Annotated in this window: 21 protein-coding genes; 17 read left to right on the forward strand and 4 right to left on the reverse strand. The window is 62.3% G+C overall.

What is annotated here, in order from left to right:
- The first annotated feature begins 45 nt into the window (after positions 1-45).
- From FEV16_RS03835 to der, 3 genes are all read left to right on the forward strand, one after another.
- A complete protein-coding gene (locus tag FEV16_RS03835) occupies positions 46-1,380 on the forward strand; it encodes a sorbosone dehydrogenase family protein (protein WP_138166237.1) in 1,335 nt (444 codons plus the stop codon).
- 87 nt (positions 1,381-1,467) lie between these two features.
- Positions 1,468-2,241: a tetratricopeptide repeat protein gene (locus FEV16_RS03840; protein ID WP_138166238.1), complete on the forward strand. Its 774-nt coding sequence runs from the start codon at positions 1,468-1,470 to the stop codon at positions 2,239-2,241.
- Positions 2,242-2,279: 38 nt separating this feature from the next.
- Positions 2,280-3,665 carry a ribosome biogenesis GTPase Der gene (gene der / locus FEV16_RS03845; protein WP_138166239.1) on the forward strand — a complete coding sequence of 462 codons (1,386 nt, stop codon included), beginning with the start codon at positions 2,280-2,282 and terminating at the stop codon, positions 3,663-3,665.
- A gap of 216 nt (positions 3,666-3,881) precedes the next feature.
- On the opposite strand, the gene FEV16_RS17135 is transcribed toward der, so the two are convergent.
- A complete protein-coding gene (locus FEV16_RS17135) occupies positions 3,882-4,037 on the reverse strand; it encodes a poly-gamma-glutamate hydrolase family protein (protein ID WP_246657154.1) in 156 nt (51 codons plus the stop codon).
- A 56-nt stretch (positions 4,038-4,093) separates the two neighbouring features.
- Between FEV16_RS17135 and FEV16_RS03855 the strand changes: the two genes are divergently transcribed.
- From FEV16_RS03855 to FEV16_RS03875, 5 genes are all read left to right on the forward strand, one after another.
- Positions 4,094-5,107, forward strand: coding sequence for a methyltransferase (locus FEV16_RS03855; protein WP_138166240.1), 1,014 nt, complete (start codon positions 4,094-4,096; stop codon positions 5,105-5,107).
- 149 nt (positions 5,108-5,256) lie between these two features.
- A complete protein-coding gene (locus FEV16_RS03860) occupies positions 5,257-5,676 on the forward strand; it encodes a rubrerythrin family protein (protein WP_138166241.1) in 420 nt (139 codons plus the stop codon).
- Between the two features lie 254 nt (positions 5,677-5,930).
- Positions 5,931-7,277: a heterodisulfide reductase-related iron-sulfur binding cluster gene (locus tag FEV16_RS03865; RefSeq protein WP_138166242.1), complete on the forward strand. Its 1,347-nt coding sequence runs from the start codon at positions 5,931-5,933 to the stop codon at positions 7,275-7,277.
- A gap of 153 nt (positions 7,278-7,430) precedes the next feature.
- Complete coding sequence (locus FEV16_RS03870; protein ID WP_138166243.1) at positions 7,431-8,018, forward strand: DUF3501 family protein; 588 nt, start codon at positions 7,431-7,433, stop codon at positions 8,016-8,018.
- 186 nt (positions 8,019-8,204) lie between these two features.
- Positions 8,205-9,788: a peptide chain release factor 3 gene (locus FEV16_RS03875; protein WP_138166244.1), complete on the forward strand. Its 1,584-nt coding sequence runs from the start codon at positions 8,205-8,207 to the stop codon at positions 9,786-9,788.
- Between the two features lie 5 nt (positions 9,789-9,793).
- Here FEV16_RS03875 and FEV16_RS16790 read toward each other — a convergent pair whose 3' ends face one another.
- The 3 genes from FEV16_RS16790 to FEV16_RS03885 are packed head-to-tail and all read right to left on the reverse strand — an operon-like array spanning position 9,794 to position 11,254.
- Entirely contained in the window at positions 9,794-9,937 is a 144-nt protein-coding gene (locus tag FEV16_RS16790) for a hypothetical protein (protein WP_171015122.1), read from the reverse strand.
- A gap of 45 nt (positions 9,938-9,982) precedes the next feature.
- On the reverse strand, positions 9,983-10,630 hold the full coding sequence (locus FEV16_RS03880; protein ID WP_138166245.1) for a TetR/AcrR family transcriptional regulator: 648 nt from the start codon (positions 10,628-10,630) through the stop codon (positions 9,983-9,985).
- A 9-nt stretch (positions 10,631-10,639) separates the two neighbouring features.
- The gene (locus FEV16_RS03885) at positions 10,640-11,254 is read right to left on the reverse strand and encodes a hypothetical protein (RefSeq protein WP_138166246.1); all 615 of its coding nucleotides are present in this window, start codon (positions 11,252-11,254) and stop codon (positions 10,640-10,642) included.
- Positions 11,255-11,522: 268 nt separating this feature from the next.
- Between FEV16_RS03885 and glyA the strand changes: the two genes are divergently transcribed.
- The 9 genes from glyA (at position 11,523) to FEV16_RS03930 (ending at position 19,968) form a co-directional block, all read left to right on the forward strand.
- Positions 11,523-12,800, forward strand: coding sequence for a serine hydroxymethyltransferase (gene glyA, locus FEV16_RS03890; RefSeq protein WP_138166247.1), 1,278 nt, complete (start codon positions 11,523-11,525; stop codon positions 12,798-12,800).
- A gap of 93 nt (positions 12,801-12,893) precedes the next feature.
- The gene (nrdR, locus tag FEV16_RS03895; protein WP_138166248.1) at positions 12,894-13,394 is read left to right on the forward strand and encodes a transcriptional regulator NrdR; all 501 of its coding nucleotides are present in this window, start codon (positions 12,894-12,896) and stop codon (positions 13,392-13,394) included.
- Entirely contained in the window at positions 13,391-14,521 is a 1,131-nt protein-coding gene (gene ribD / locus FEV16_RS03900; RefSeq protein WP_138166249.1) for a bifunctional diaminohydroxyphosphoribosylaminopyrimidine deaminase/5-amino-6-(5-phosphoribosylamino)uracil reductase RibD, read from the forward strand. The genes nrdR and ribD overlap by 4 nt, the downstream gene beginning before the upstream one ends.
- Positions 14,521-15,123 carry a riboflavin synthase gene (locus tag FEV16_RS03905; RefSeq protein WP_138166250.1) on the forward strand — a complete coding sequence of 201 codons (603 nt, stop codon included), beginning with the start codon at positions 14,521-14,523 and terminating at the stop codon, positions 15,121-15,123. The genes ribD and FEV16_RS03905 overlap by 1 nt, the downstream gene beginning before the upstream one ends.
- A 147-nt stretch (positions 15,124-15,270) precedes the next feature.
- Positions 15,271-15,753 carry a 6,7-dimethyl-8-ribityllumazine synthase gene (gene ribH, locus FEV16_RS03910; RefSeq protein ID WP_138166251.1) on the forward strand — a complete coding sequence of 161 codons (483 nt, stop codon included), beginning with the start codon at positions 15,271-15,273 and terminating at the stop codon, positions 15,751-15,753.
- A complete protein-coding gene (nusB, locus tag FEV16_RS03915) occupies positions 15,750-16,202 on the forward strand; it encodes a transcription antitermination factor NusB (RefSeq protein ID WP_138166252.1) in 453 nt (150 codons plus the stop codon). The genes ribH and nusB overlap by 4 nt, the downstream gene beginning before the upstream one ends.
- 112 nt (positions 16,203-16,314) lie before the next feature.
- Positions 16,315-17,262 (forward strand): thiamine-phosphate kinase, encoded by a 948-nt coding sequence (gene thiL, locus FEV16_RS03920; protein WP_138166253.1) that lies wholly within the window; start codon positions 16,315-16,317, stop codon positions 17,260-17,262.
- Positions 17,263-17,448: 186 nt separating this feature from the next.
- The gene (locus FEV16_RS03925) at positions 17,449-19,629 is read left to right on the forward strand and encodes a sodium-translocating pyrophosphatase (RefSeq protein WP_138166254.1); all 2,181 of its coding nucleotides are present in this window, start codon (positions 17,449-17,451) and stop codon (positions 19,627-19,629) included.
- 123 nt (positions 19,630-19,752) lie between these two features.
- Positions 19,753-19,968, forward strand: coding sequence for a hypothetical protein (locus FEV16_RS03930; RefSeq protein ID WP_246657155.1), 216 nt, complete (start codon positions 19,753-19,755; stop codon positions 19,966-19,968).
- Positions 19,969-20,034: the final 66 nt, after the last annotated feature.

Below are 20,034 nucleotides of genomic sequence, written 5' to 3' on the forward strand. Positions count from 1 at the left end.
GCTGTCGATTGTTAGAGGATCGCCGGGACGTTCGGGAGACCCGCAATGGCGGCGAATACTATCTGGAAAATCGTTTTTGCTTTGGCCGCAATTGCGCTCGCCGCCTGCGATCGCGGCCCGGAACTGCCAGAGAGCGCCGGCTATGGACCTAATCCGACGCTGCCCGAGCCGCACCCGACCGGCGCCTTTCCTTACGTCAACATCGCGCGCGCGGTGGGCTGGTCGGGCGCTGGCAAGCCCACGCCGGCGGAGGGTTTACGCGTCGAAGCCTTTGCGACGGGGTTCGATCATCCGCGCTGGCTGTATGAATTGCCGAACGGCGACATTCTTGTCGCCGAAACCGATGCGCCGCCCAAGTCCGAAAACGAAGGCGGCGGCGGCGGCGTTCGCGGCTTCTTTATGGGCCTCTATATGCGCCAAGCCGGCGCCGATCACCCCAGCGCAAACCGCATCACGATCCTGCGCGACGCCGACGGCGACGGCGTCGCCGAGACGAAGGAAGCTTTTCTGGAAAACCTCTATTCGCCCTTCGGCATGGCGCTCGTTGGCAATCAACTTTACGTCGCCAACGCCGATTCGCTCATGCGTTTTCCGTATAAGGAAGGCGACACGCGCATCGAAGCGCCGCCGGAAAAGGTCGTTGAACTGCCGTCAGGACGAAATTGGCACTGGACCAAGAGCCTCGTCGCCGACCCTGTAGGCTCGCGCCTTTACGTGGGCGTGGGGTCCAACTCCAATGTCGCCGAGAATGGGATGGACGAGGAGCATAACCGCGCCGACATCTTGGAAATCAATCCGGTGACAGGAGACATGCGCGCGTTCGCCTCTGGTCTGCGCAATCCGGTCGGGATGGACTGGAATCCGGCGACAGGAGACCTCTGGGCCTCGGTAAATGAACGCGACGAACTCGGCGACAGTCTGCCGCCCGATTACATGACGAAGGTGCGCGAGGGCGCGTTTTATGGCTGGCCATACAGCTACTATGGTCAGCATGTGGACGAGCGCGTGCAGCCGCAGAATCCTGAACTGGTCAAAGAGGCGATCCGGCCGGATTATGCGCTCGGCTCTCACACGGGCTCCCTCGGATTTACATTCGTCGGCGACGCCGACCTCGGTCCCTTTCAGAACGGCGCGATCATTGGCCAGCATGGCTCTTGGAACCGCAGTCCGAAGGCCGGATACCGCGTGATCTTTGTGAAGTTTGAAAACGGCGTTCCCGTCGGCGGGCCGAAAGAGGTGCTGACCGGCTTTCTGAACGAACGTGGTGAAGCGCAGGGGAGGCCCGTCGGCGTCATCATCGACAAGCGCGGCGGTCTGCTCGTCGCCGATGACGTCGGCGGCGTCGTATGGCGGGTGACAGCGGCCAAGGAAGCGCATTGACCGGCTTCGCTCGCATTTAGCCGCCGCCTGTGCTAACGGCTGCGGCCAGCTCGGCTTTTTCCGGGCGGAGTCAAGGGTCTGGAGCAGATGTCCGATATTTTCCATGAGGTCGACGAAGACGTCCGGCGCGACAAAGCAGCGGAGCTTTGGCGGCGCTATCAGACGCCGATCCTGATCCTCGCCGTTCTGGTCGTCGCCGCGACCGGCGCATGGAGTTATTACCAGACCAACCGCCAGAAGGTGGCGGAAGCCGCCAACGCCAGGTTCGAAGCGGCGGTCGCGCTCGCCAATGAAGGCAAGACAAAGGAGGCGGCAGCCGTATTCGACGCTCTCGTCAAGGATGCTCCAAAGGGCTACCAGACGCTCGCCCGCATTCGCGCCGCGGAGTTGCGCGAGGACAAGGCGCGCGCGCTTGAGGAACTGAACGCGATCGCCGAGGACAAGAACGTCGACAAGCTCAATCAGGAAGTGGCGCTGCTGCGCGCGGCCCTGATCATTCTCGAGAGCGGCGATCGACAGAAAATGGAGCGCGCGCTCGGGCCGATGATGACGTCGAACGATGCGTTCCGCTTCTCGGCGCAGGAATGGAATGGCCTTGACGCGCTCGCCAATGACGATTTCGACGAGGCCGAGCGAGTCTTTAACATTCTGCTCAGCGATCGCGACGCCCCGCAGTCCATGCGTCAGCGCGCCGCCGCCTATCGCGGACTGCTTCACGCCAAGCGCGGACCAAAACCGGCCGCAGCGGCGCCTGCGGGAAGCGGCGCAACGAGCGGCAATGTCTCTGTCACGCCGGTGATCGAGCCTGAGGAAGGAGCGTCATCCAGCGACGCGCCCTTCGAGGTGAAGCCGTCGAAGTAACGCGCGTGGTCGCGCGCAAGCGCGGCGAGAAACGAGTCATGTCCTTTTCGCTCGCGATCATCGGCCGTCCGAATGTCGGCAAATCGACGCTGTTCAATCGCCTGACAGGTAAAAAGCTGGCGCTTGTCGACGATCGTCCGGGTGTCACCCGCGACCGTCGCGAGGGCGACGCCAGGCTCGCCGATTTGCGCTTCACTATCATCGACACGGCGGGACTCGAGGAAGGCCCGAGCGCGACGCTGGAAGGGCGAATGCGCGCTCAAACCGAGAGCGCAATTCTCGCCGCCGACGCCATTCTCTTCCTCATTGACGCGCGCGCCGGCGTCACGCCTGACGACAAATATTTCGCTGATCTGGTTCGACGCGCCGGCAAGCCTGTCATCCTCGTCGCCAACAAGGCTGAGGGAAAGGCGGGCGAAGCGGGCGCCTATGACGCCTTTTCGCTCGGCCTCGGCGATCCCGTGCCGCTTTCCGCTGAACATGGCGAGGGCATGGGCGAACTCTATGACGCGCTGCGCGAGGCTCTGCCCGAAGAGACCGCCGAGCCTGAGGAAGAAGAATGTCTCATTGAAGAGAATCTGCGGAGCGATGAGGAGGATGGCAGCGACCTCGATGTGACGAAGCCGTTGCGGATCGCGGTCGTCGGTCGGCCCAATGCCGGGAAATCGACGCTGATCAACCGCATACTCGGCGAAGAGCGGCTGCTGACTGGACCCGAAGCGGGGATTACGCGCGATTCGATTTCTGTCGATTTCGTTTGGCGCGACCGGAAGATGAAGCTTTTCGACACCGCCGGTCTGCGCAAGCGTGCGCGCGTTGTCGACAAGCTGGAAAAGCTTTCCGCCGCAGACGCGCTGCGCGCCGTGCGGTTCTCGGAAGTCGTCGTGCTGCTCATTGATTCGACGATTCCCTTCGAGAAGCAGGATCTCTCGATCGCCGACCTCGCGGCCCGCGAAGGGCGCGCCGTCGTCATCGCGCTCGGCAAATGGGACCTGATCGAGGACCGCGGCGCCGTGCTCACGACGTTACGCGAAGACGCCGAGCGCCTGTTGCCCCAGTTGCGCGGCTGTCCGGTTGTTCCGGTCTCCGGCGCGACGGGGCAGGGGCTCGACAAGCTCATGCAAGCGATCGTTGCGGTCCATGAGACATGGAATAAGCGGATCGCAACGGCGCGGCTCAATCGATGGCTTTTGTCGCAAGTCGAGGAAACGCCGCCGCCAGCGGTTTCAGGACGGCGCATCAAGATCCGCTACATCACGCAGGCGAAGTCGCGCCCACCGCATTTTGTGCTCTTCGGCAATCAGCTCGACGAATTGCCGGCGAGTTATGAGCGCTTCTTGATCAACGGGCTGCGCAAGACATTCGATCTTCCCGGCGTGCCGATCAGGATCTCGAAAAAGGCCGGCGATAATCCTTACGCGTGACCGCGCAAGGATTGAGTCCGCGTTGCCGACTATCCGCGCTCAAGCGCGTCACGCACCGACGCCGCAAGGGCGGCGCGGCGACCCGCTTCATTAACGAGAGCGACTCTGAGCGTCATCGGCAGTTCGAGTTGAACGCCGGCGCCTGAGCGGCATCTGTTGCAAATATTGGCCGGATCGCGTCCCGCGAGGCGATGGCCTTCACCGACCGACTTCGCCTTAAAACCGGCGCTCGCGAGCCTGTCGCTCGATCAGCCCACCATGCGGCGCTATGACTGCGAAGGGCGAGGCGCGTTCGTCGACACGAATGCGATAATCGACGCCTTCGATTTCATTCGCTGCAAGCGTCGCGAAACTATCGTATCGGTCCGCCATGTGATTAAAGGCCTCGACGCATGAGCTGGATGGCTCACATGCTCAAGGAAAGCATTATGACGGCAAAGCCTTCTCCTGAAAAACTTCTCGCCCTCGGCATGTCTTTCTGGAACGCCAAGACGCTGCTCTCGGCGGTGGAGCTCGGCGTTTTCGACGCTCTCGCCGACAGTCCAGCCGACCTTGCGACGCTAACGGCGAAACTGGGCCTGCACGAACGCTCCGCGCGCGACTTTTTCGATGCGCTGGTGGCGATGAAAGTCTTGGATCGCGACGCCAATGGGCGTTACGCCAATTCGCCCGAGACGGAATTTTTCCTGGTGCGCACTCGGCCAAGCTATGTCGGCGGACTGTTTGAGATGGCCAATGCGCGTCTCTATTCAAGCTGGGGAAATTTGACGGAGGCGCTGAGAACCGGCCGACGCCAAAGCGAGAATCAGGAGGCGAGCGATCTCTTCGCGGCGCTTTACGCTGATCCAAAACGTCTGCGTGGCTTCCTGGCGGCGATGAGCGGCGTCAGCGCTGGCGCGGCGCAAGCGATCGCCGATAAATTTCCCTGGCGGGACTACAAGACATTTGTCGATGTCGGCGCCGCGCAGGGCATGGTCCCGGTCACCATCGCGCGCGAGCATACGCATCTTACGGGCGTAGGTTTCGATCTGCCGCAAGTTGGACCGATATTCGAGGACTTTGTCGCCGCGAACGAACTCGCCGACCGCGTGCGTTTCCATCCCGGCGACTTTTTCAAGGATGAACTGCCGAAGACCGACGTCATCATCATGGGCCATATTCTTCACGACTGGGATCTTGGGCAGAAGCGCATGCTATTGAGGAAAGCCCATGACGCGCTTTCAGAGGGCGGCGCGCTCATCGTTTACGAGGCCATGATCGACAATGATCGTCGGGAGAACGCCTTCGGTCTGCTCATGAGTCTCAATATGCTGATCGAAACCGACGGCGGCTTCGACTTCACCGGCTCCGACTGTGAAGGCTGGATGAAAGACGCCGGCTTTTCCAGCACGCGCGTCGAGCCGCTGAACGGGCCGAATTCGATGGCGGTGGCCTTCAAATAGCTTCGCTCCAGGCGGTGAGTCTTACAGCGCCTGCGGCTAATTCGCGCGGCGTCGTGGCCGATTTGGGGTTGGACAGAAGCTAGTTTTGAATTATTCTAATTCGTGTATCGGGGGCTAAGGCCGCCGACTCGAAATATCGGAGGCAAGAAATGGCTATGCTCAAGGGCAGCAAGACCGAAGAAAATTTGAAGGCCGCTTTCGCCGGCGAATCGCAAGCGAATCGCCGCTATCTCTATTTCGCTCAAAAGGCTGACGTCGAAGGCTACAATGACGTCGCCGCCGTGTTCCGCTCCACCGCCGAAGGCGAGACGGGTCACGCCCATGGTCATTTGGAGTTTCTTGAAACCGTCGGCGACCCCGCGACCGGCCTGCCGATCGGCAAGACCGCCGACAATCTCAAGGCGGCCGTCGCCGGCGAGACCCACGAATATACGGACATGTATCCTGGCATGGCGCGTTCGGCCCGCGAAGAAGGCTTCGAGGAGATCGCCGATTGGTTCGAGACGCTCGCCAAGGCCGAGCGTTCGCACGCTGGCCGGTTCCAGCGCGCGCTCGACGAGCTGAAGTAGGGATAGAGCGACTACCCGAAAAGGAGTTCCCTTCGCGTCATGGCCGGGCTTGTCCCGGCCATCCACGCAATGGGACCGCGGAAAGCTGAGCGACTTGTCGAGCGCCAGCGGCGTGGTTGCTGCGGCGTCTCTGCAATGCGGCGACCGCTCCGCGGCGTCGCGGCGTGGATGGCCGGGACATAGGCGAGCGAAGCGACGCCGTCTTTGACGGCTTTGCCCAGCCATGACGACCGTTGTGTTTTGGAACAACAAAGATGAGAGAAGGCAGTCTGGAGGCCCCGATCCGGCATCCGCTGGATTGGAAGAGCGCGGATTTTTATGACGAGGCGAAGCTCGACGCCGAAATGCGCCGTGTCTTCGACATCTGTCACACCTGCCGGCGCTGTTTCAATCTGTGCGACTCCTTCCCGCGGCTCTTCGATCTGATCGACGAGTCGAAAAGCGGCGAGCTTGATACGGTCGCGAGCGCGGATTTCAAGAAAGTCGTAGACGCCTGCACGCTTTGCGACATGTGCTTCATGACGAAGTGCCCCTATGTGCCGCCGCATGAATTCAACATCGATTTTCCGCATCTGATTCTGCGCTACCGCGCCGCCGAAGCGAAGAAGAAGGGCGTGCCCGCCGCCGATCGCGCGCTAGCGGACACTGACCGCAACGGCAAATGGGCGACGCTGATCTCAGGCGCCGCCAATTGGGCGACGCGCCGCGACAACAAGACAATGCGCGGCCTCGAAGAGAAAATCGCGGGCATAGATCGCAACGCGGAATTGCCGAAATACGCCAGCAAAACGCTTGAAGCGCAGGCCGCCGCAAATCCGCCGGCGCGCGACGATTCGGCGCCGGCGAAAGCCCGCAAGGCCGTGCTCTACGCCACCTGCTATGGCGACTATAACGATACGTCGATTGGCATGTCGGCGCTCGCCGTGCTCGCAAAGAACGGCGTCGAAACAAAAGTCGTGCATCCGGCGTGCTGCGGGATGCCGAAGCTCGAACAGGGCATGATTGAAGAGGTGGCCGAGGCGGCGCGTAAGGTCGCGGCGGCCTTCGCGCCTTACATCGACGAAGGCTATGACATCGTCGCGCCCGTTCCGTCCTGCGCGCTGATGTTAAAGTTCGAATGGCCGCTCATTCTGCCGGAGGACGAAAGCGTCAAGCGTTTGGCCGAAGCGACATTTGACCTCTCCGAATATGTCGTCGACATCGCGCGTAAAGAGGGGCTGGCGGAAGGCATGTCTTGTCTCGACGGCGGCGTCGCCTTCCATGTGTCCTGTCACTCGCGCGCTCAGAATATCGGCCAGAAGGGCGCCGAGCTTCTTGCGCTGATCCCGGAGGCTGACGTCTCGGTGGTCGAGCGCTGCTCGGGCCATGGCGGCGCCTGGGGTTACAAGAAGGGCAATTTCGAAACGGCGATGAAGGTGGGCAAGCCCGCCGCGCGGCAGATGCAGAGCGCCGGCAAGAGGCATATCGTCTCGGAATGCCCGCTCGCCGGACTGCACGTCGAACAGGAGATCGAAACGCTCGGCGGCGAAACGCCAAAGCCAGAACGCATCGGCCATCCGATCGTGCTGATGGCCAGAGCTTACGGAATCACAGGCGCGTAAACGTCAGGTTTTTCCTCATCCTGAGGAGCGAGCGAAGCTCGCGTCTCGAAGGACGAGGAAAAATTTGCGTAGGATGCCTCGCCCTCGTGCTTCGAGACGGCTCCTATGGAGCCTCCTCAGCATGAGGGCTTAGGTTGATGGAGCACCAAGAAGATGAGCCGTCACGAACTCACGCACGCCGATATCCTGCCCTGGGCGGAATACGCCAAAGCGCGCAGCGAGCATCGCAAGCGCATCACGGCGCTCAAACGGCATCGCCGGGTCGAAGTCGGACCTTACGTTACTTTTTACTTCGAGAATTTCGACACGATGTGGCTGCAGGTGCAAGAGATGCTGCATATCGAGAGAGGCGGCGAGGCGCAGCTCGCCGACGAGCTCGCCGCCTATAATCCGCTTATCCCTAAGGGTAACGAACTCGTCGCGACCTTTATGATCGAGATCGACGACGCATTGCGCCGCGCGCGCGTATTGGCGCAACTCGGCGGCATCGAGGAAATGGCCTTCATCGAAGTCGGCGGCGCGCGCGTCTCGGGCAAGGCCGAAGAAGACCAGGACCGCACCACGGCCGAGGGCAAGGCGAGCAGCGTGCAATTCGTGCACTTCCTCTTTACCGACGCGCAGATCGCCGCGTTCAAGGAGCCGAACGCGCGGGTGATCCTCGGCCTTTCGCATCCGAACTACAGCCATATGGCCGTGTTGTCGGAGGCGACGCGGGCGGCGCTGGCGGGGGATTTTGCGTGAGGTCAATAAAGGTATTTGTCATGCCCGCGCTTGTCGCGGGCATCCACGCGGCCAAGCTACGCAATGTTCGTCGTGGATGGTCGGGACAAGCCCGGCCATGACGGCTCTTGTAAGAAGGGCGGGATTGCAGGCGGCGGCCCTTGTCGGTAAGTCGGACGGCGGATTTCTTCCTGACCCGAGCACCCCTTGACCGCCCCCACCACCGACCCCGTCTCGCGGCGGCGCACTTTCGCGATCATCTCGCATCCCGACGCCGGCAAGACGACTCTCACCGAGAAGCTGCTGCTCTTTGGCGGCGCGATCCAGCTCGCCGGCGCCGTGAAGGCCAAGCGCAACGCCCAGCAGACCCGCTCCGACTGGATGAGCATCGAGCGTGAGCGCGGAATCTCCGTCGTCACCTCGGTGATGACCTTTGAATATGGCGGCTGCGTCTTCAATCTCTTGGATACGCCGGGCCATGAGGATTTTTCGGAAGACACCTATCGCACGCTCTCAGCCGTCGACGCGGCGGTGATGGTGATTGACGCCGCGAAAGGCATCGAGGCGCGCACGCGCAAGCTCTTCGAAGTCTGCCGCCTGCGCGACATTCCGATCGTCACTTTCATCAACAAGCTCGACCGCGAAGCGCGCGATCCTTTCGATCTCCTTGACGAAATCGAAAAGACTCTCGCGCTCGACGCGACGCCAATCACTTGGCCCATCGGCTCAGGAAAAAGCTTCGCGGGCACCTATCGGTTCGCCACGAAGACCGTGCGGCGGATCGACGAGGACGCTGAACTCATGCAAACGAGCGGGCTCGACGATCCTTTGTTCGATACGCTTTTGCCGGGCGGCGCGGACGAATGGCGCGAGGAGGCGATGCTCGCCGAAGAGGGCAACAAGCCCTTCGATCTTTCAGCCTTTCGCGAGGGCCATCTGACGCCGGTCTTCTTTGGCAGCGCCTTGCGCAACTTTGGCGTTCGCGATCTGATCGACGCGATGGCCGAATATGCGCCGAGCCCGCGCGCGCAGGAGGCCGACAAGCGTTTGGTCGAGGCGAAGGAGCCGAAGATGACGGGCTTCGTCTTCAAGATCCAGGCGAATATGGACCCGAACCATCGCGACCGCATCGCTTTCATGCGCGTCTGCTCGGGCAGGCTCACGCGCGGCATGAAGGCGAAGCTTATTCGCACGGGCAAAAACATCCCGATCAATGCGCCGCAATTCTTCTTTGCGCGCGACCGCTCGATCGCCGACGAAGCCTATGCCGGCGACGTCGTCGGCTTGCCCAATCACGGACAGCTGCGCATCGGCGATACGCTGACCGAAGGCGAGGAAATCGTCTTTCGCGGCGTGCCGAGCTTCGCGCCTGAAATTCTGCGGCGAATTCTCATTGGCGACGCGATGAAGGCGAAGAAGCTGCGCGAAGCCTTGCAGCAGCTTGCGGAAGAGGGCGTCGTGCAGGTGTTTACGCCGCATGACGGCTCGGGCCCGATCGTCGGCGTCGTCGGCGCGTTGCAACTCGATGTGCTCGCGACGCGTCTTGAAGCGGAATATGGATTGCAGACGCGCTACGAGCAGCCGCGCTTCGCCATTTGCCGCTGGATCGCGTCCGACGAGTCGACCAAGCTGAAGAGCTTCATCGATGCGAACGGCTCCAGCATCGCCGACGATCTCGACGGCGCGCCGGTTTTCATGAGCACGTCGGCTTTCCAGCTCAACTACGACGCCGAGCGCAATCCGGCGATCAAATTTTCCGATGTGAAGGATTATCAGAAGCGGGCGGCTTAGCGATTTCAAGCGCCTTTAATCAGCGCCACAAACGCCGCGACGAGCGCCACGGTCACGGCGACGATGATAATATTTTCAGTGAGATCCAGGGCCTTTTGGGCTTCGGTCAGAACTGCGGAAAGATAATTGCTGTGCAGCAGAAAGCCCATGTTCGTTCCTAAGGCGCGTCACACGTGGGCGACAATGTTCTGCAGTCAGAACCCGGCAAGTCCGCGAAGGCTTAAGCCCGTGAGCGTGTCGACGAGACGCTCAAGGGCGTCGTCGTCGAATTTGAGCGAGAAAGGCGGCTTCGCCAACCGTTCCGCTTCCCGCACGAAAAACATCGGCTGTTGGGCAAGCCACAGCATCGCGAAAGTGACGGTCTCCGACGAGGATTCCTGCGGCAGGAAACGCCGCACGACGCGTTCCGCCAGGCGGAAAATTCGTGGCGGCGACTGAGCGATGAAGGCGCTGAATGTCTCGCTTGGCTTAACGCTTTCCCAGGCGAAGATGCGCAGATAGCGGCAGACGCGATCGCGTTTGACGAGCGGCAGAAGGAATTGATGCAGATAGCGTCGAAGCGCGCCTTCCGGCGACAGCGCGTCAAGTTCTTCTGCGTCCAAGAACGCATTCTCTTCGAAGGCCCGCGTAGCGGCGAGCAGCACTTCGCGATAGAGCCCGTCCTTGCCGCCAAAGTGGTAGTTGACGGCGGCCTGGTTGGCCATCGCCTTTTGAGTGATCAGCCGGACCGAGCCGCCATCATATCCATATTCCGCGAAAACCGCGGTCGCGGCTTTGATAAGAGCCGCCCGCGTCACTTCCGTCGAGCGAGAAGCGACGCGGACCTGATCAAGATTGCTCAATTCGCGTCCTCAGAAGCGGTATGCGTTGACAAGGCTCGACACTGCGCCGGTGAGCGACGTTGCGCCATTCCACGCCTTTAGGCCGAGCGGCGCCAGCTTTGAGGAGAGCCCTGTCGGGTCGAGCTTGGCCAACAAACTCCGGTCCGGCTGGTCCGCGCTGTCGCCCATTGTCTGGGCGGCGACCGGCTCGGCGTTGTTGGTCGGGGGCGCCAGCGGCGACCCGACAGGGTTTCTCTTTTCCGGAGACGGCTTGCGCAAGGCGGCGACCTTCGTCGGCTTGATCAAGCTCGCCTCCGTCTTCTCGGCGACCGGCTCATTCGGCGGGTCATATTCGTTCGACCAGTCAGAGATCCGCTCCTGCGGATAGATCGCGAAGAGCGCCGGCGCACCGCTTTTGCGCCCCGCCGACGCGCGTTCAGTGTCCGCCGTCTCGATCCGGTCGATGATCTTGCCGCTCACAGGGTCGGTTGTGAAAACGATCTCGTTCAGAACGTCTGCGTTCTTCCACTGTGCAGGCAGGAAGGCGACGAGCCAGGTCGCGACAAAGCAGACCGCGGCGTCGACGAGAAGCCGGCGTGACCTAGCGCTAACCGCGGCGAATTTCGCTTCCAAATGGTCGCCCATGGCAAACCTCCATTTAAAACGACTGATTGAAATTCAAACGGCTGTTTGAAGCGAAATTATGGCGTCTCAATTGATGCGGGCGCAACATGCGTCATTTTGGCGCTTTAGGCCGCCTCGGGCCGCGACCGCGGCCGCTCTTCCCGTCGCCGCTTCGCCGTGATAAGCGACCCGTCTCACGATGCGCGTCCTAAGGACCGGCTTCGCCGATTAATCCGGGAGCCGGTTTTTGCTTTCGTTCAGCGCCGTTAGGCATAGAGGTCCAATTCCCATGAGCCAACCCGGTTTCTTCACCGCCTCCCTCAGCGCTTCCGATCCGGAAATCGCTAAGGCGATCGAACTCGAACTCGGCCGTCAGAGGCACGAGATCGAACTGATCGCGTCGGAGAATATTGTCTCAAAGGCGGTGCTGGAGGCCCAGGGCTCGGTTCTCACCAACAAATACGCCGAAGGCTATCCCGGAAAGCGCTATTACGGCGGCTGCCAGTTCGTCGACATCGCCGAAAATCTTGCGATTGACCGCGCCAAGAAGCTGTTCGACTGCGGCTTCGCTAATGTGCAGCCGAACTCCGGCTCGCAGGCCAATCAGTCGGTCTTCCTCGCGCTGATGCAGCCGGGCGACGTGTTCATGGGCCTCGACCTCGCCGCCGGCGGCCATCTGACGCATGGCTCGCCGGTCAATGTCTCCGGCCGCTGGTTCAAGCCGGTGAGCTATACGGTGCGCAAGCAGGATCAGCGCATCGACATGGAGCAGGTCGCCGAGCTCGCCAAGGAGCATAAGCCGAAGATGATCATCGCCGGCGGCTCGGGCTATTCCCGCATCTGGGACTTCGAAGGCTTCCGCCAGATCGCCGACAGCGTCGGCGCCTATTTCATGGTCGACATGGCGCATTTCGCCGGCCTCGTCGCCGCGGGTCTGCATCCCTCGCCGTTTCCGCATGCGCATGTGGTCACCACCACGACGCACAAGACGCTGCGCGGCCCGCGCGGCGGCATGGTGCTGACGAACGACGAGGACATCGCCAAGAAGATCAACTCGGCTGTGTTCCCTGGCCTTCAGGGCGGTCCGCTGATGCACGTCATCGCCGGCAAGGCCGTGGCTTTCGGAGAGGCGCTGACCCCGCAGTTCAAGACCTATCAGCAGCAGGTCAAGGACAATGCGCAGACGCTGGCGCAGACGCTCGTCGACGCCGGCCTCGCGATCGTTTCGGGCGGTACCGACAATCATCTGATGCTGGTCGATCTGCGTCCCAAGAAGATCACCGGCAAAGCGGCCGAAGCTGCGCTCGGCCGGGCGCATATCACCTGCAATAAGAACGGCATTCCTTTCGATCCGGAAAAGCCTTTCGTCACCTCTGGCATTCGTCTCGGCTCGCCCGCGGCGACGTCGCGCGGCTTCGGAGAGAGCGAGTTCAAAGATGTCGGGCAAATGATCGTCGAAGTGCTCGACGGACTTTCTTCGAAGGGCGAGGAAGGCAACGCCGCGACCGAAGCCGCGGTGAAGGAAAAGGTTCACGCGCTCACTGCGAAGTTCCCGATCTACCAGTAATCGGTTTCCCTTCCCCGTAGCTTGCGGGGAAGGGACATTCCCACCCCGCGATGCGGGGCCGTCTCTCCGAGGAGAGCGGAAAAGGCGCCCGACATGCGCTGTCCCTATTGCGGTTCCGCCGACACGCAGGTGAAGGACTCTCGTCCGGCGGAAGATTCATCCTGCATACGGCGGCGCCGCGTCTGTCCGACCTGCGGCGGCCGCTTCACGACATTTGAGCGCGTGCAGCTGCGCGAAATCATCGTCGTGAAGAAGTCCGGCCGCCGGGCGCCGTTCGATCGCGACAAGCTGACGCGCTCGGTCGAGATCGCCTTGCGCAAGCGTCCGGTCGAGCCGGAACGCGTCGAGCAGATGATTTCCGGAATCGTTCGCCAACTGGAAAGCCTCGGCGAAGTCGAGGTGGAAAGCCAGCGCATCGGCGAATTGGTGATCGAAGGCCTGCGCTCGCTCGATGCCGTCGCTTTTGTGCGCTTCGCCTCGGTCTATCGTGATTTTCGCGAGGTCAGTGATTTTTCCGCAGTGATCGATGAATTGGAGAGCGGCGGCGACGGCGTGGCTTTGGCGCCGGACGCCGACGATTCAGAGAAGGCATGACGATCCACAAATCCTTTCCGCAGACGGCGACCGACGACGCCTTTATGGCGGCGGCTCTTGCGCTCGGCCGGCGCAATCTGGGCCGCACTGCGCCGAATCCGGCGGTCGGCGCGCTGCTCGTGCGCGACGGAGTCGTCATTGCCCGCGGCTGGACCGCGCCGGGGGGGCGCCCGCACGCGGAAGCGATCGCTATGGCCGCGGCGGGCGAGGCGGCGCGCGGCGCAACGCTTTACGTGACCTTGGAGCCTTGCGCGCATCACGGCGCGACGCCGCCTTGCGTCGACTCCATCATCGCCGGCGGCGTCGCGCGCGTCGTCACCGCTCTGGAGGATCCTGACCCACGCGTATCTGGCGACGGCCATGCAAGATTGCGTAACGCAGGGATTGACGTCGTTGTCGGTCTGGGAGCCGCGGCTGCGCGCGCCGATCATCTCGGGCATATTCTGCGGGTCACCCATCGCCGCCCGATGATTACTCTTAAGTTGGCGCAGACGGCGGATGGCTACGCCGCTGGCGCGGCGCACGATCCGCGTCTCCACATCACCGGTCCTGTCGCTGACGCCTTCACCCATGTGCAGCGCTCGCTGCATGACGCCATCATGGTTGGCGGCGGCACGGCGCGCGAAGACGATCCGCTGATGACCGTTCGTCTTCCCGGCATGCAGCGCTGCAAGCCGCTGCGCATCGTGCTGGACGAAAAGCTGTCGCTGTCGCCGCGTTCGCGTCTAGCTTCTACGGCGCGCGAGACGCCGCTGCTCGTGATCGCTGGAGCGGATGTCACTAATCAAGCGGTCAAAGCTTTCGAAAACGCCACCGGCGCCGAAGTTGTCTGCATAGGGACCCGGGAAGGCCTGCTTGATCTCACAAGCGCACTCAGACTTCTCGCGGATCGCGGCATTACCCGCATCTTCAGCGAAGGCGGTCCGCGCGTCGCTGAAAGTCTGCTGGCCGCCGATCTTGCGGATGAGGTGATCCTGCACACTGGCGTCAAGCCATTGGGAAGGGCAGGGCGCCCTGCGCTGACGCCTAAGGCGCGCGCCGCTCTTGAGGACGACTCGCGTTATCGTCTTATCGAAACACGGACGCTCGGCGCCGACATAATGAACCGATACGCGCGGGTGGATTAATGTTCACCGGCATCGTCACAGATGTGGGCGAAGTCGTTTCGATGGAGCCGCGCGGCGAACTGCGGCGTCTGCGCATCGCCTGTTCATACGATTCCAATAGCATCGCTCTTGGCGCCTCGATCGCCTGCTCGGGCGTATGCCTGACGGTCGTCGCCGTCGCCCGCGAAGATGCGCGAACAATCTTCGAGGTCGACGCCGCCGCCGAGACGCTTGCCGTGACGACGGTCGGAACCTGGGCCCACGGAACGCGCGTCAATCTTGAACGCGCGCTGAAGATCGGCGATGAACTCGGCGGCCACATCGTCACCGGCCATGTTGATGGCGTCGCGCGCATTCTGTCGCGCGAGGACTTTGATGACATGTCGCAATTCTGGGTGGAGTCGCCGCGCGAGCTGTCGCGCTTCATCGCCAAGAAGGGATCTGTCGCGCTCGACGGCGTTTCGCTCACCGTAAACGACGTCGACGGCGATCGCTTTTCCGTGCTGCTCATTCCGCATACGCTGGCCGTGACGACTCTCGGCGCCCGAAGGGCAGGGGATGCGATAAACATCGAAATCGATCTGATGGCGCGCTATGCGGCGCGGCTGCGCGAAGCGCGATAGTTCAGGACAATCCCCGTCATGCCCGCGCTTGGCGCGGGCATCCACGAAAATCTTCTCGACAATGGATGGCCGGGACAAGCCCGGCCATGACGCTGTTGTAGTCGCCGCGCAAAATTGCGTGTATCGATCTCGGCGCAAGGAGTTCCCATGGCAGGTTTTGCACCCGATGACGATGACGCCGCGCCTGTGCCAGGCGCGCATATTCTCGTCGTCGCGACGAAGTTCAACGGCGAGATCGTCGCCATGCTGCGAGAGGGCGCGCTTGACGCGTTGCGCGGGCTGCAGGCTCACCCGACTGTGATCAATGTTCCGGGAGCGCTGGAGATCGCCACCGCGGCAGCGATTGCGCTCGATGACGCCGCGGCTGCCGGACTCCCCTACGACGGCGTCGTTGCGCTCGGCTGCGTTATCCGCGGCGAGACCTATCATTTTGAACTCGTCGCCAATGAAAGCGCGCGCGCGCTGACGGATCTTTCCCTTTCGCGCCGCCTGCCGCTCGGCAATGGCGTGCTTACTGTGGAGAACGAGGCTCAGGCGATTGTGCGCGCCGATCCGAAACAAGGAAACAAGGGCGCCGATGCTGCGCGGGCGGCGCTGGCGCTCGTGCGCCTCAAACGAGGCGTCGCATGAGCGTCGATCAACGTTCGGCCGCGCGTTTGGCGATTGTGCAAGCGCTCTATCAGATGGAAGTGGCCGGCAAGGGCCTCAATGAAATTTTCGCCGAGTTCGAGTCCCACTGGATCGGACGCGAGATCGAGGGCGCGCAATATAAGCCGGCGGACGCCGCCTTCTTTCGCGACGTGCTGCAGGGCGTGCTGACGGATCAGGTCGCCATCGACCGGCAGATCGACCGCGCGCTTTCCGGCGGTTGGCCGCTGTCGCGGCTGGAGGCCGTCATGCGCGCCGCCTTGCGAGCCGGCGCCTATGAGTTGCGTTCGCGCAAGGACGTTCCGGCGCGCGTCGCCCTCAAGGAATATGTTGACGTCGCCGGCGCCTTTTTTGGACCGACCGAGTCGGGGATGGTGAATGCGGTGCTCGACAGGATCGCCCATGAGGAGCGCGCCGAGGAGCTGAGTTAGAATTTCGGGCGTTCCTTCTCCCGACGCGAACCGGGTGTTCCCGGTTCGCGCAAACAATGCTGAAGTCGGCAACAGCCGACTTCAGTTCGGGAGGGGAAGTCAAAGGCTTCACATGCCGCATCGCTATAGCGAAGATGAAATCATCGCCCGCGTTTTCGCGCCGATTGCCGGGGCGGCCGCGCTCGGTCTCAAGGACGACGCCGCTCTTCTCGCGCCCGAGCACGCGCCGCTCGTCGTCACGACCGATATGGTCGTCGCGGGCGTTCATTTTTTCGCAGACGATGAGCCGGCGCTGATCGCCAAAAAGGCGCTGCGCGTCAATCTCTCCGATCTTGCCGCTAAGGGCGCCGAACCGATCGGTTTTCTGTTGGCCTTGGCGCTCCCAGCCGACTGGACCAACGACTGGCTCGAAGCTTTCGCTGCGGGGCTCGCCGAGGATGCGCGCGCTTACCGCGTGCCCCTCATCGGGGGTGACACGGGCGCCACTCCAGGTCCGTTGACCATTTCGATTACCGCGCTCGGGCGCGCGCCCCGCTTCGTGCCGCGCACCAGCGCGAAAGCCGGAGATGCAATCTTTGTTTCAGGCCCAATCGGAGACGCGGCGCTAGGCCTGGCGTTGCGGCGCGACCCGGCGCTTGCTGGGCGTCTTTCCGGCGACGCGCGCGACTATCTGATCGGGCGCTATCTGCTGCCGCAGCCGCGTCTCGACCTCTCCGCGTGGCTCTCGGCCAACGCCAGCGCCGCCATGGACATTTCCGATGGTCTAGCCGGCGATCTCGCCAAGCTCTGCCGCGCCTCGGGCGTGAGCGCAAAGGTCGAACTTGCCGCCGTGCCGCTCTCGGCGGCGGCGCATGGGGCGATAGCGATCGATCCTTCGCTGTTTGAAACAGCGATAACCGGCGGTGACGACTACGAAATTCTCATCGCCGGACGCGAAGCGGCTCCTCCTGCGCCCGCCTGTCGGATAGGCGAGATTGTGGCGGGAAACGCGCCCCCGGTCTTCCTCGACGCTCGGAAAACGCCTGTCGTTTTCAAAAAATTGTCCTTCCAGCACTTCTAACGGAACGGCGCCTGCGCAGCATTGCCGCGCGGCTACGTTTCTGGCAGAAAGCCCGCCGGAAAGCCGCTGTCCTCGCCCGATTCGCTCGGCGGGGCCGCTACTCCTTTTTCCGTTGCGCGACATCCGCTCGCAGCGACGCGACCAATTCGACCATCCGCGGTCAAGGAACGAAAAGGCGAAGCCAAAATGGTTCTGTTTCTAACCATCGTCTTCGGACTGATGTCCATCGTCTACGGCGTAAAGACCTCTCAGGAATTGCTTGCGGCTGATCCGGGGTCGGCCCGGATGCAGGAAATTTCGGGCGCCGTCGCCGAGGGGGCGCAGGCCTACCTCAATCGCCAGTATAAGACCATCGCCATGGTTGGCGGAGTGATCTTCATCATCCTTGCCATTCTGCTCGGTTGGGCGGTGGCCTTCGGCTTCATGCTCGGCGCCGTGCTGTCGGGCGCCGCCGGCTATATCGGCATGAATGTTTCCGTGCGCGCCAATGTACGCACGGCGCAGGCGGCGACGAAGTCGCTCGCGGGCGGTCTCGACATCGCCTTCAAGGCCGGCGCGGTCACGGGACTTCTCGTCGCTGGCCTCGCGCTGCTCGGCGTCGCTGTTTATTACGCGATCCTCACCTGGTTCGTCGGCTATGGGCCCTCGGACCGCACCGTTGTCGACGCCCTCGTCGCGCTCGGCTTTGGCGGATCGCTGATCTCGATTTTCGCCCGTCTCGGCGGCGGCATCTTCACCAAGGGCGCCGACGTCGGCGCCGATCTCGTCGGCAAGGTTGAGGCTGGCATTCCCGAGGATGATCCGCGCAACCCGGCGACGATCGCAGATAACGTCGGCGACAATGTCGGCGATTGCGCCGGCATGGCGGCGGACCTCTTCGAGACCTATGCGGTGACGGTTGTCGCGACCATGGTGCTCGCTTCGATCTTCTTCGCCGGTCAGGAAGGGCTGTCGGCGGCGATGATCTATCCGCTCGCGATTGGCGGCCTTTCGATCCTCACCTCGATCGCGGGAACCTATTTCGTGAAGCTCGGCGACGACGACACCGAGTGGGGCAAATTTGCAGCGCCCTATTTCAAGAAGCTCGACATCGACGATTCGATCATGGGCGCGCTTTACAAGGGCCTGATCGCCGCCGGCGTTCTGTCCGTCGCTGGCCTGTTCCTCGCCACGACGTTTACTGTCGGCTGGGGCGAGATCGGCAAGGTCAATGGCGAGGCCATTCACGGCTACGGACTTTTCCTCTCAGGCGTTCTTGGCCTGATCGTCACCGGCGCCATCGTCTACATCACCGAATATTACACCGGCACGGGCAAACGTCCGGTCGTGTCGATCGCTCAGGCGTCGGTGACCGGCCATGGCACCAACGTCATCCAGGGACTCGCTGTATCGCTCGAGTCGACCGCGGCGCCAGCGCTCGTCATCGTTCTCGGCATCATTCTCACCTACGAGTTCGGCGGGCTCTATGGCACCGCGATCGCAGTGACGACGATGCTCGGCCTCGCCGGCATGATCGTGGCTCTCGACGCTTTCGGTCCGGTCACTGACAACGCCGGCGGCATCGCCGAAATGTCGGGCCTGCCTAAGGAAGTGCGCCAATCGACCGACGCGCTCGACGCCGTGGGCAACACGACGAAGGCCGTGACCAAGGGCTACGCCATCGGCTCGGCGGGCCTCGGCGCGCTAGTGCTCTTCGCCGCTTACACCAATGATCTGAAGCATTTCATCGAATCGGGCGTGCCCTTTTTTAAGGGCATCGACAAGGTCGATTTCGATCTTTCGAATCCATATGTCGTGGCGGGCCTGATCTTTGGCGGGCTCATTCCGTATCTTTTCGGCGGCATCGCGATGACGGCGGTGGGCCGTGCGGCGGGTTCAGTGGTCGTCGAGGTGCGCCGTCAGTTTAAGGAAAAGCCCGGCATCATGGCGGGCACGGATCGGCCGGATTACGGCCGCGCCGTCGACATGCTGACGCAGGCGGCGATCAAGGAAATGATCGTGCCGTCGCTCCTGCCGGTGTTGGCGCCAATCGTCGCCTTCATCATCGCCTGGATTCTGGGCGGCAAGGCCAACGCCTTCGCGGCGCTCGGCGCGCTGCTGCTGGGCGTCATCGTCAACGGGCTTTTTGTCGCGATTTCGATGACGTCGGGCGGCGGCGCTTGGGACAACGCCAAGAAGTCCTTCGAAGACGGCTTCATCGACAAGGACGGCGTGAAGCATGAGAAGGGCTCCGACGCTCATAAGGCGGCGGTGACCGGCGACACAGTCGGCGACCCCTACAAGGACACTGCCGGTCCGGCAGTGAACCCGGCGATCAAGATCACCAATATCGTCGCGCTTCTGCTGCTGGCGATCCTCGCGCACTGAGAAGGTCGCACGGCGTAATTAAAAGGGCGGGGGAGACCTCGCCCTTTTGCTTTTTCGAACTTATTTGGAAGTTCCAATGGGAATGATGTTTTCAGGAATTGGAATGGCGCGTGATCCACGTTCGTGAAAAGTTTACGACCCGGGTCGACAAAGACCCTGCTTGCCGAGGTTCGGAAGATTGCAAAGGCCGAAGGCCGCCAGCTTCAGGCCATTATTGAGGACGCTTTGCGGGCGCATGTCGAGGAACGCAGTAAGTCAAAACCGCGACGGCGCGTCATCGACGCGTATCGGTCGGGCCTTTCGCGCTACGGCGATCTTTACGAAAAACTCGCCAAGTGAGCAAAGCTCTTGCATTATCGCGGCGGGCGAGCGCCCCAATCGCAACTTTCGGCCGCTCGGGCGGAC

The organism is Methylocystis sp. B8, from assembly GCF_005771425.1.
Classification (GTDB): domain Bacteria; phylum Pseudomonadota; class Alphaproteobacteria; order Rhizobiales; family Beijerinckiaceae; genus Methylocystis.

Coding starts and splice junctions, on each gene's coding strand:
- glyA (WP_138166247.1), top strand. CDS start 11,523: ATGAGCCAACCCGGTTTCTTCACCGCCTCCCTCAGCGCTTCCGATCCG.
- FEV16_RS03925 (WP_138166254.1), top strand. CDS start 17,449: ATGGTTCTGTTTCTAACCATCGTCTTCGGACTGATGTCCATCGTCTAC.
- ribH (WP_138166251.1), top strand. CDS start 15,271: ATGGCAGGTTTTGCACCCGATGACGATGACGCCGCGCCTGTGCCAGGC.
- FEV16_RS03835 (WP_138166237.1), top strand. CDS start 46: ATGGCGGCGAATACTATCTGGAAAATCGTTTTTGCTTTGGCCGCAATT.
- FEV16_RS03885 (WP_138166246.1), bottom strand. CDS start 11,254: ATGGGCGACCATTTGGAAGCGAAATTCGCCGCGGTTAGCGCTAGGTCA.
- FEV16_RS03855 (WP_138166240.1), top strand. CDS start 4,094: ATGACGGCAAAGCCTTCTCCTGAAAAACTTCTCGCCCTCGGCATGTCT.
- der (WP_138166239.1), top strand. CDS start 2,280: ATGTCCTTTTCGCTCGCGATCATCGGCCGTCCGAATGTCGGCAAATCG.
- FEV16_RS16790 (WP_171015122.1), bottom strand. CDS start 9,937: ATGGGCTTTCTGCTGCACAGCAATTATCTTTCCGCAGTTCTGACCGAA.
- FEV16_RS03870 (WP_138166243.1), top strand. CDS start 7,431: ATGAGCCGTCACGAACTCACGCACGCCGATATCCTGCCCTGGGCGGAA.
- FEV16_RS03865 (WP_138166242.1), top strand. CDS start 5,931: ATGAGAGAAGGCAGTCTGGAGGCCCCGATCCGGCATCCGCTGGATTGG.
- FEV16_RS03905 (WP_138166250.1), top strand. CDS start 14,521: ATGTTCACCGGCATCGTCACAGATGTGGGCGAAGTCGTTTCGATGGAG.
- nrdR (WP_138166248.1), top strand. CDS start 12,894: ATGCGCTGTCCCTATTGCGGTTCCGCCGACACGCAGGTGAAGGACTCT.
- FEV16_RS03860 (WP_138166241.1), top strand. CDS start 5,257: ATGGCTATGCTCAAGGGCAGCAAGACCGAAGAAAATTTGAAGGCCGCT.
- FEV16_RS17135 (WP_246657154.1), bottom strand. CDS start 4,037: ATGGCGGACCGATACGATAGTTTCGCGACGCTTGCAGCGAATGAAATC.
- ribD (WP_138166249.1), top strand. CDS start 13,391: ATGACGATCCACAAATCCTTTCCGCAGACGGCGACCGACGACGCCTTT.
- FEV16_RS03840 (WP_138166238.1), top strand. CDS start 1,468: ATGTCCGATATTTTCCATGAGGTCGACGAAGACGTCCGGCGCGACAAA.
- thiL (WP_138166253.1), top strand. CDS start 16,315: ATGCCGCATCGCTATAGCGAAGATGAAATCATCGCCCGCGTTTTCGCG.
- nusB (WP_138166252.1), top strand. CDS start 15,750: ATGAGCGTCGATCAACGTTCGGCCGCGCGTTTGGCGATTGTGCAAGCG.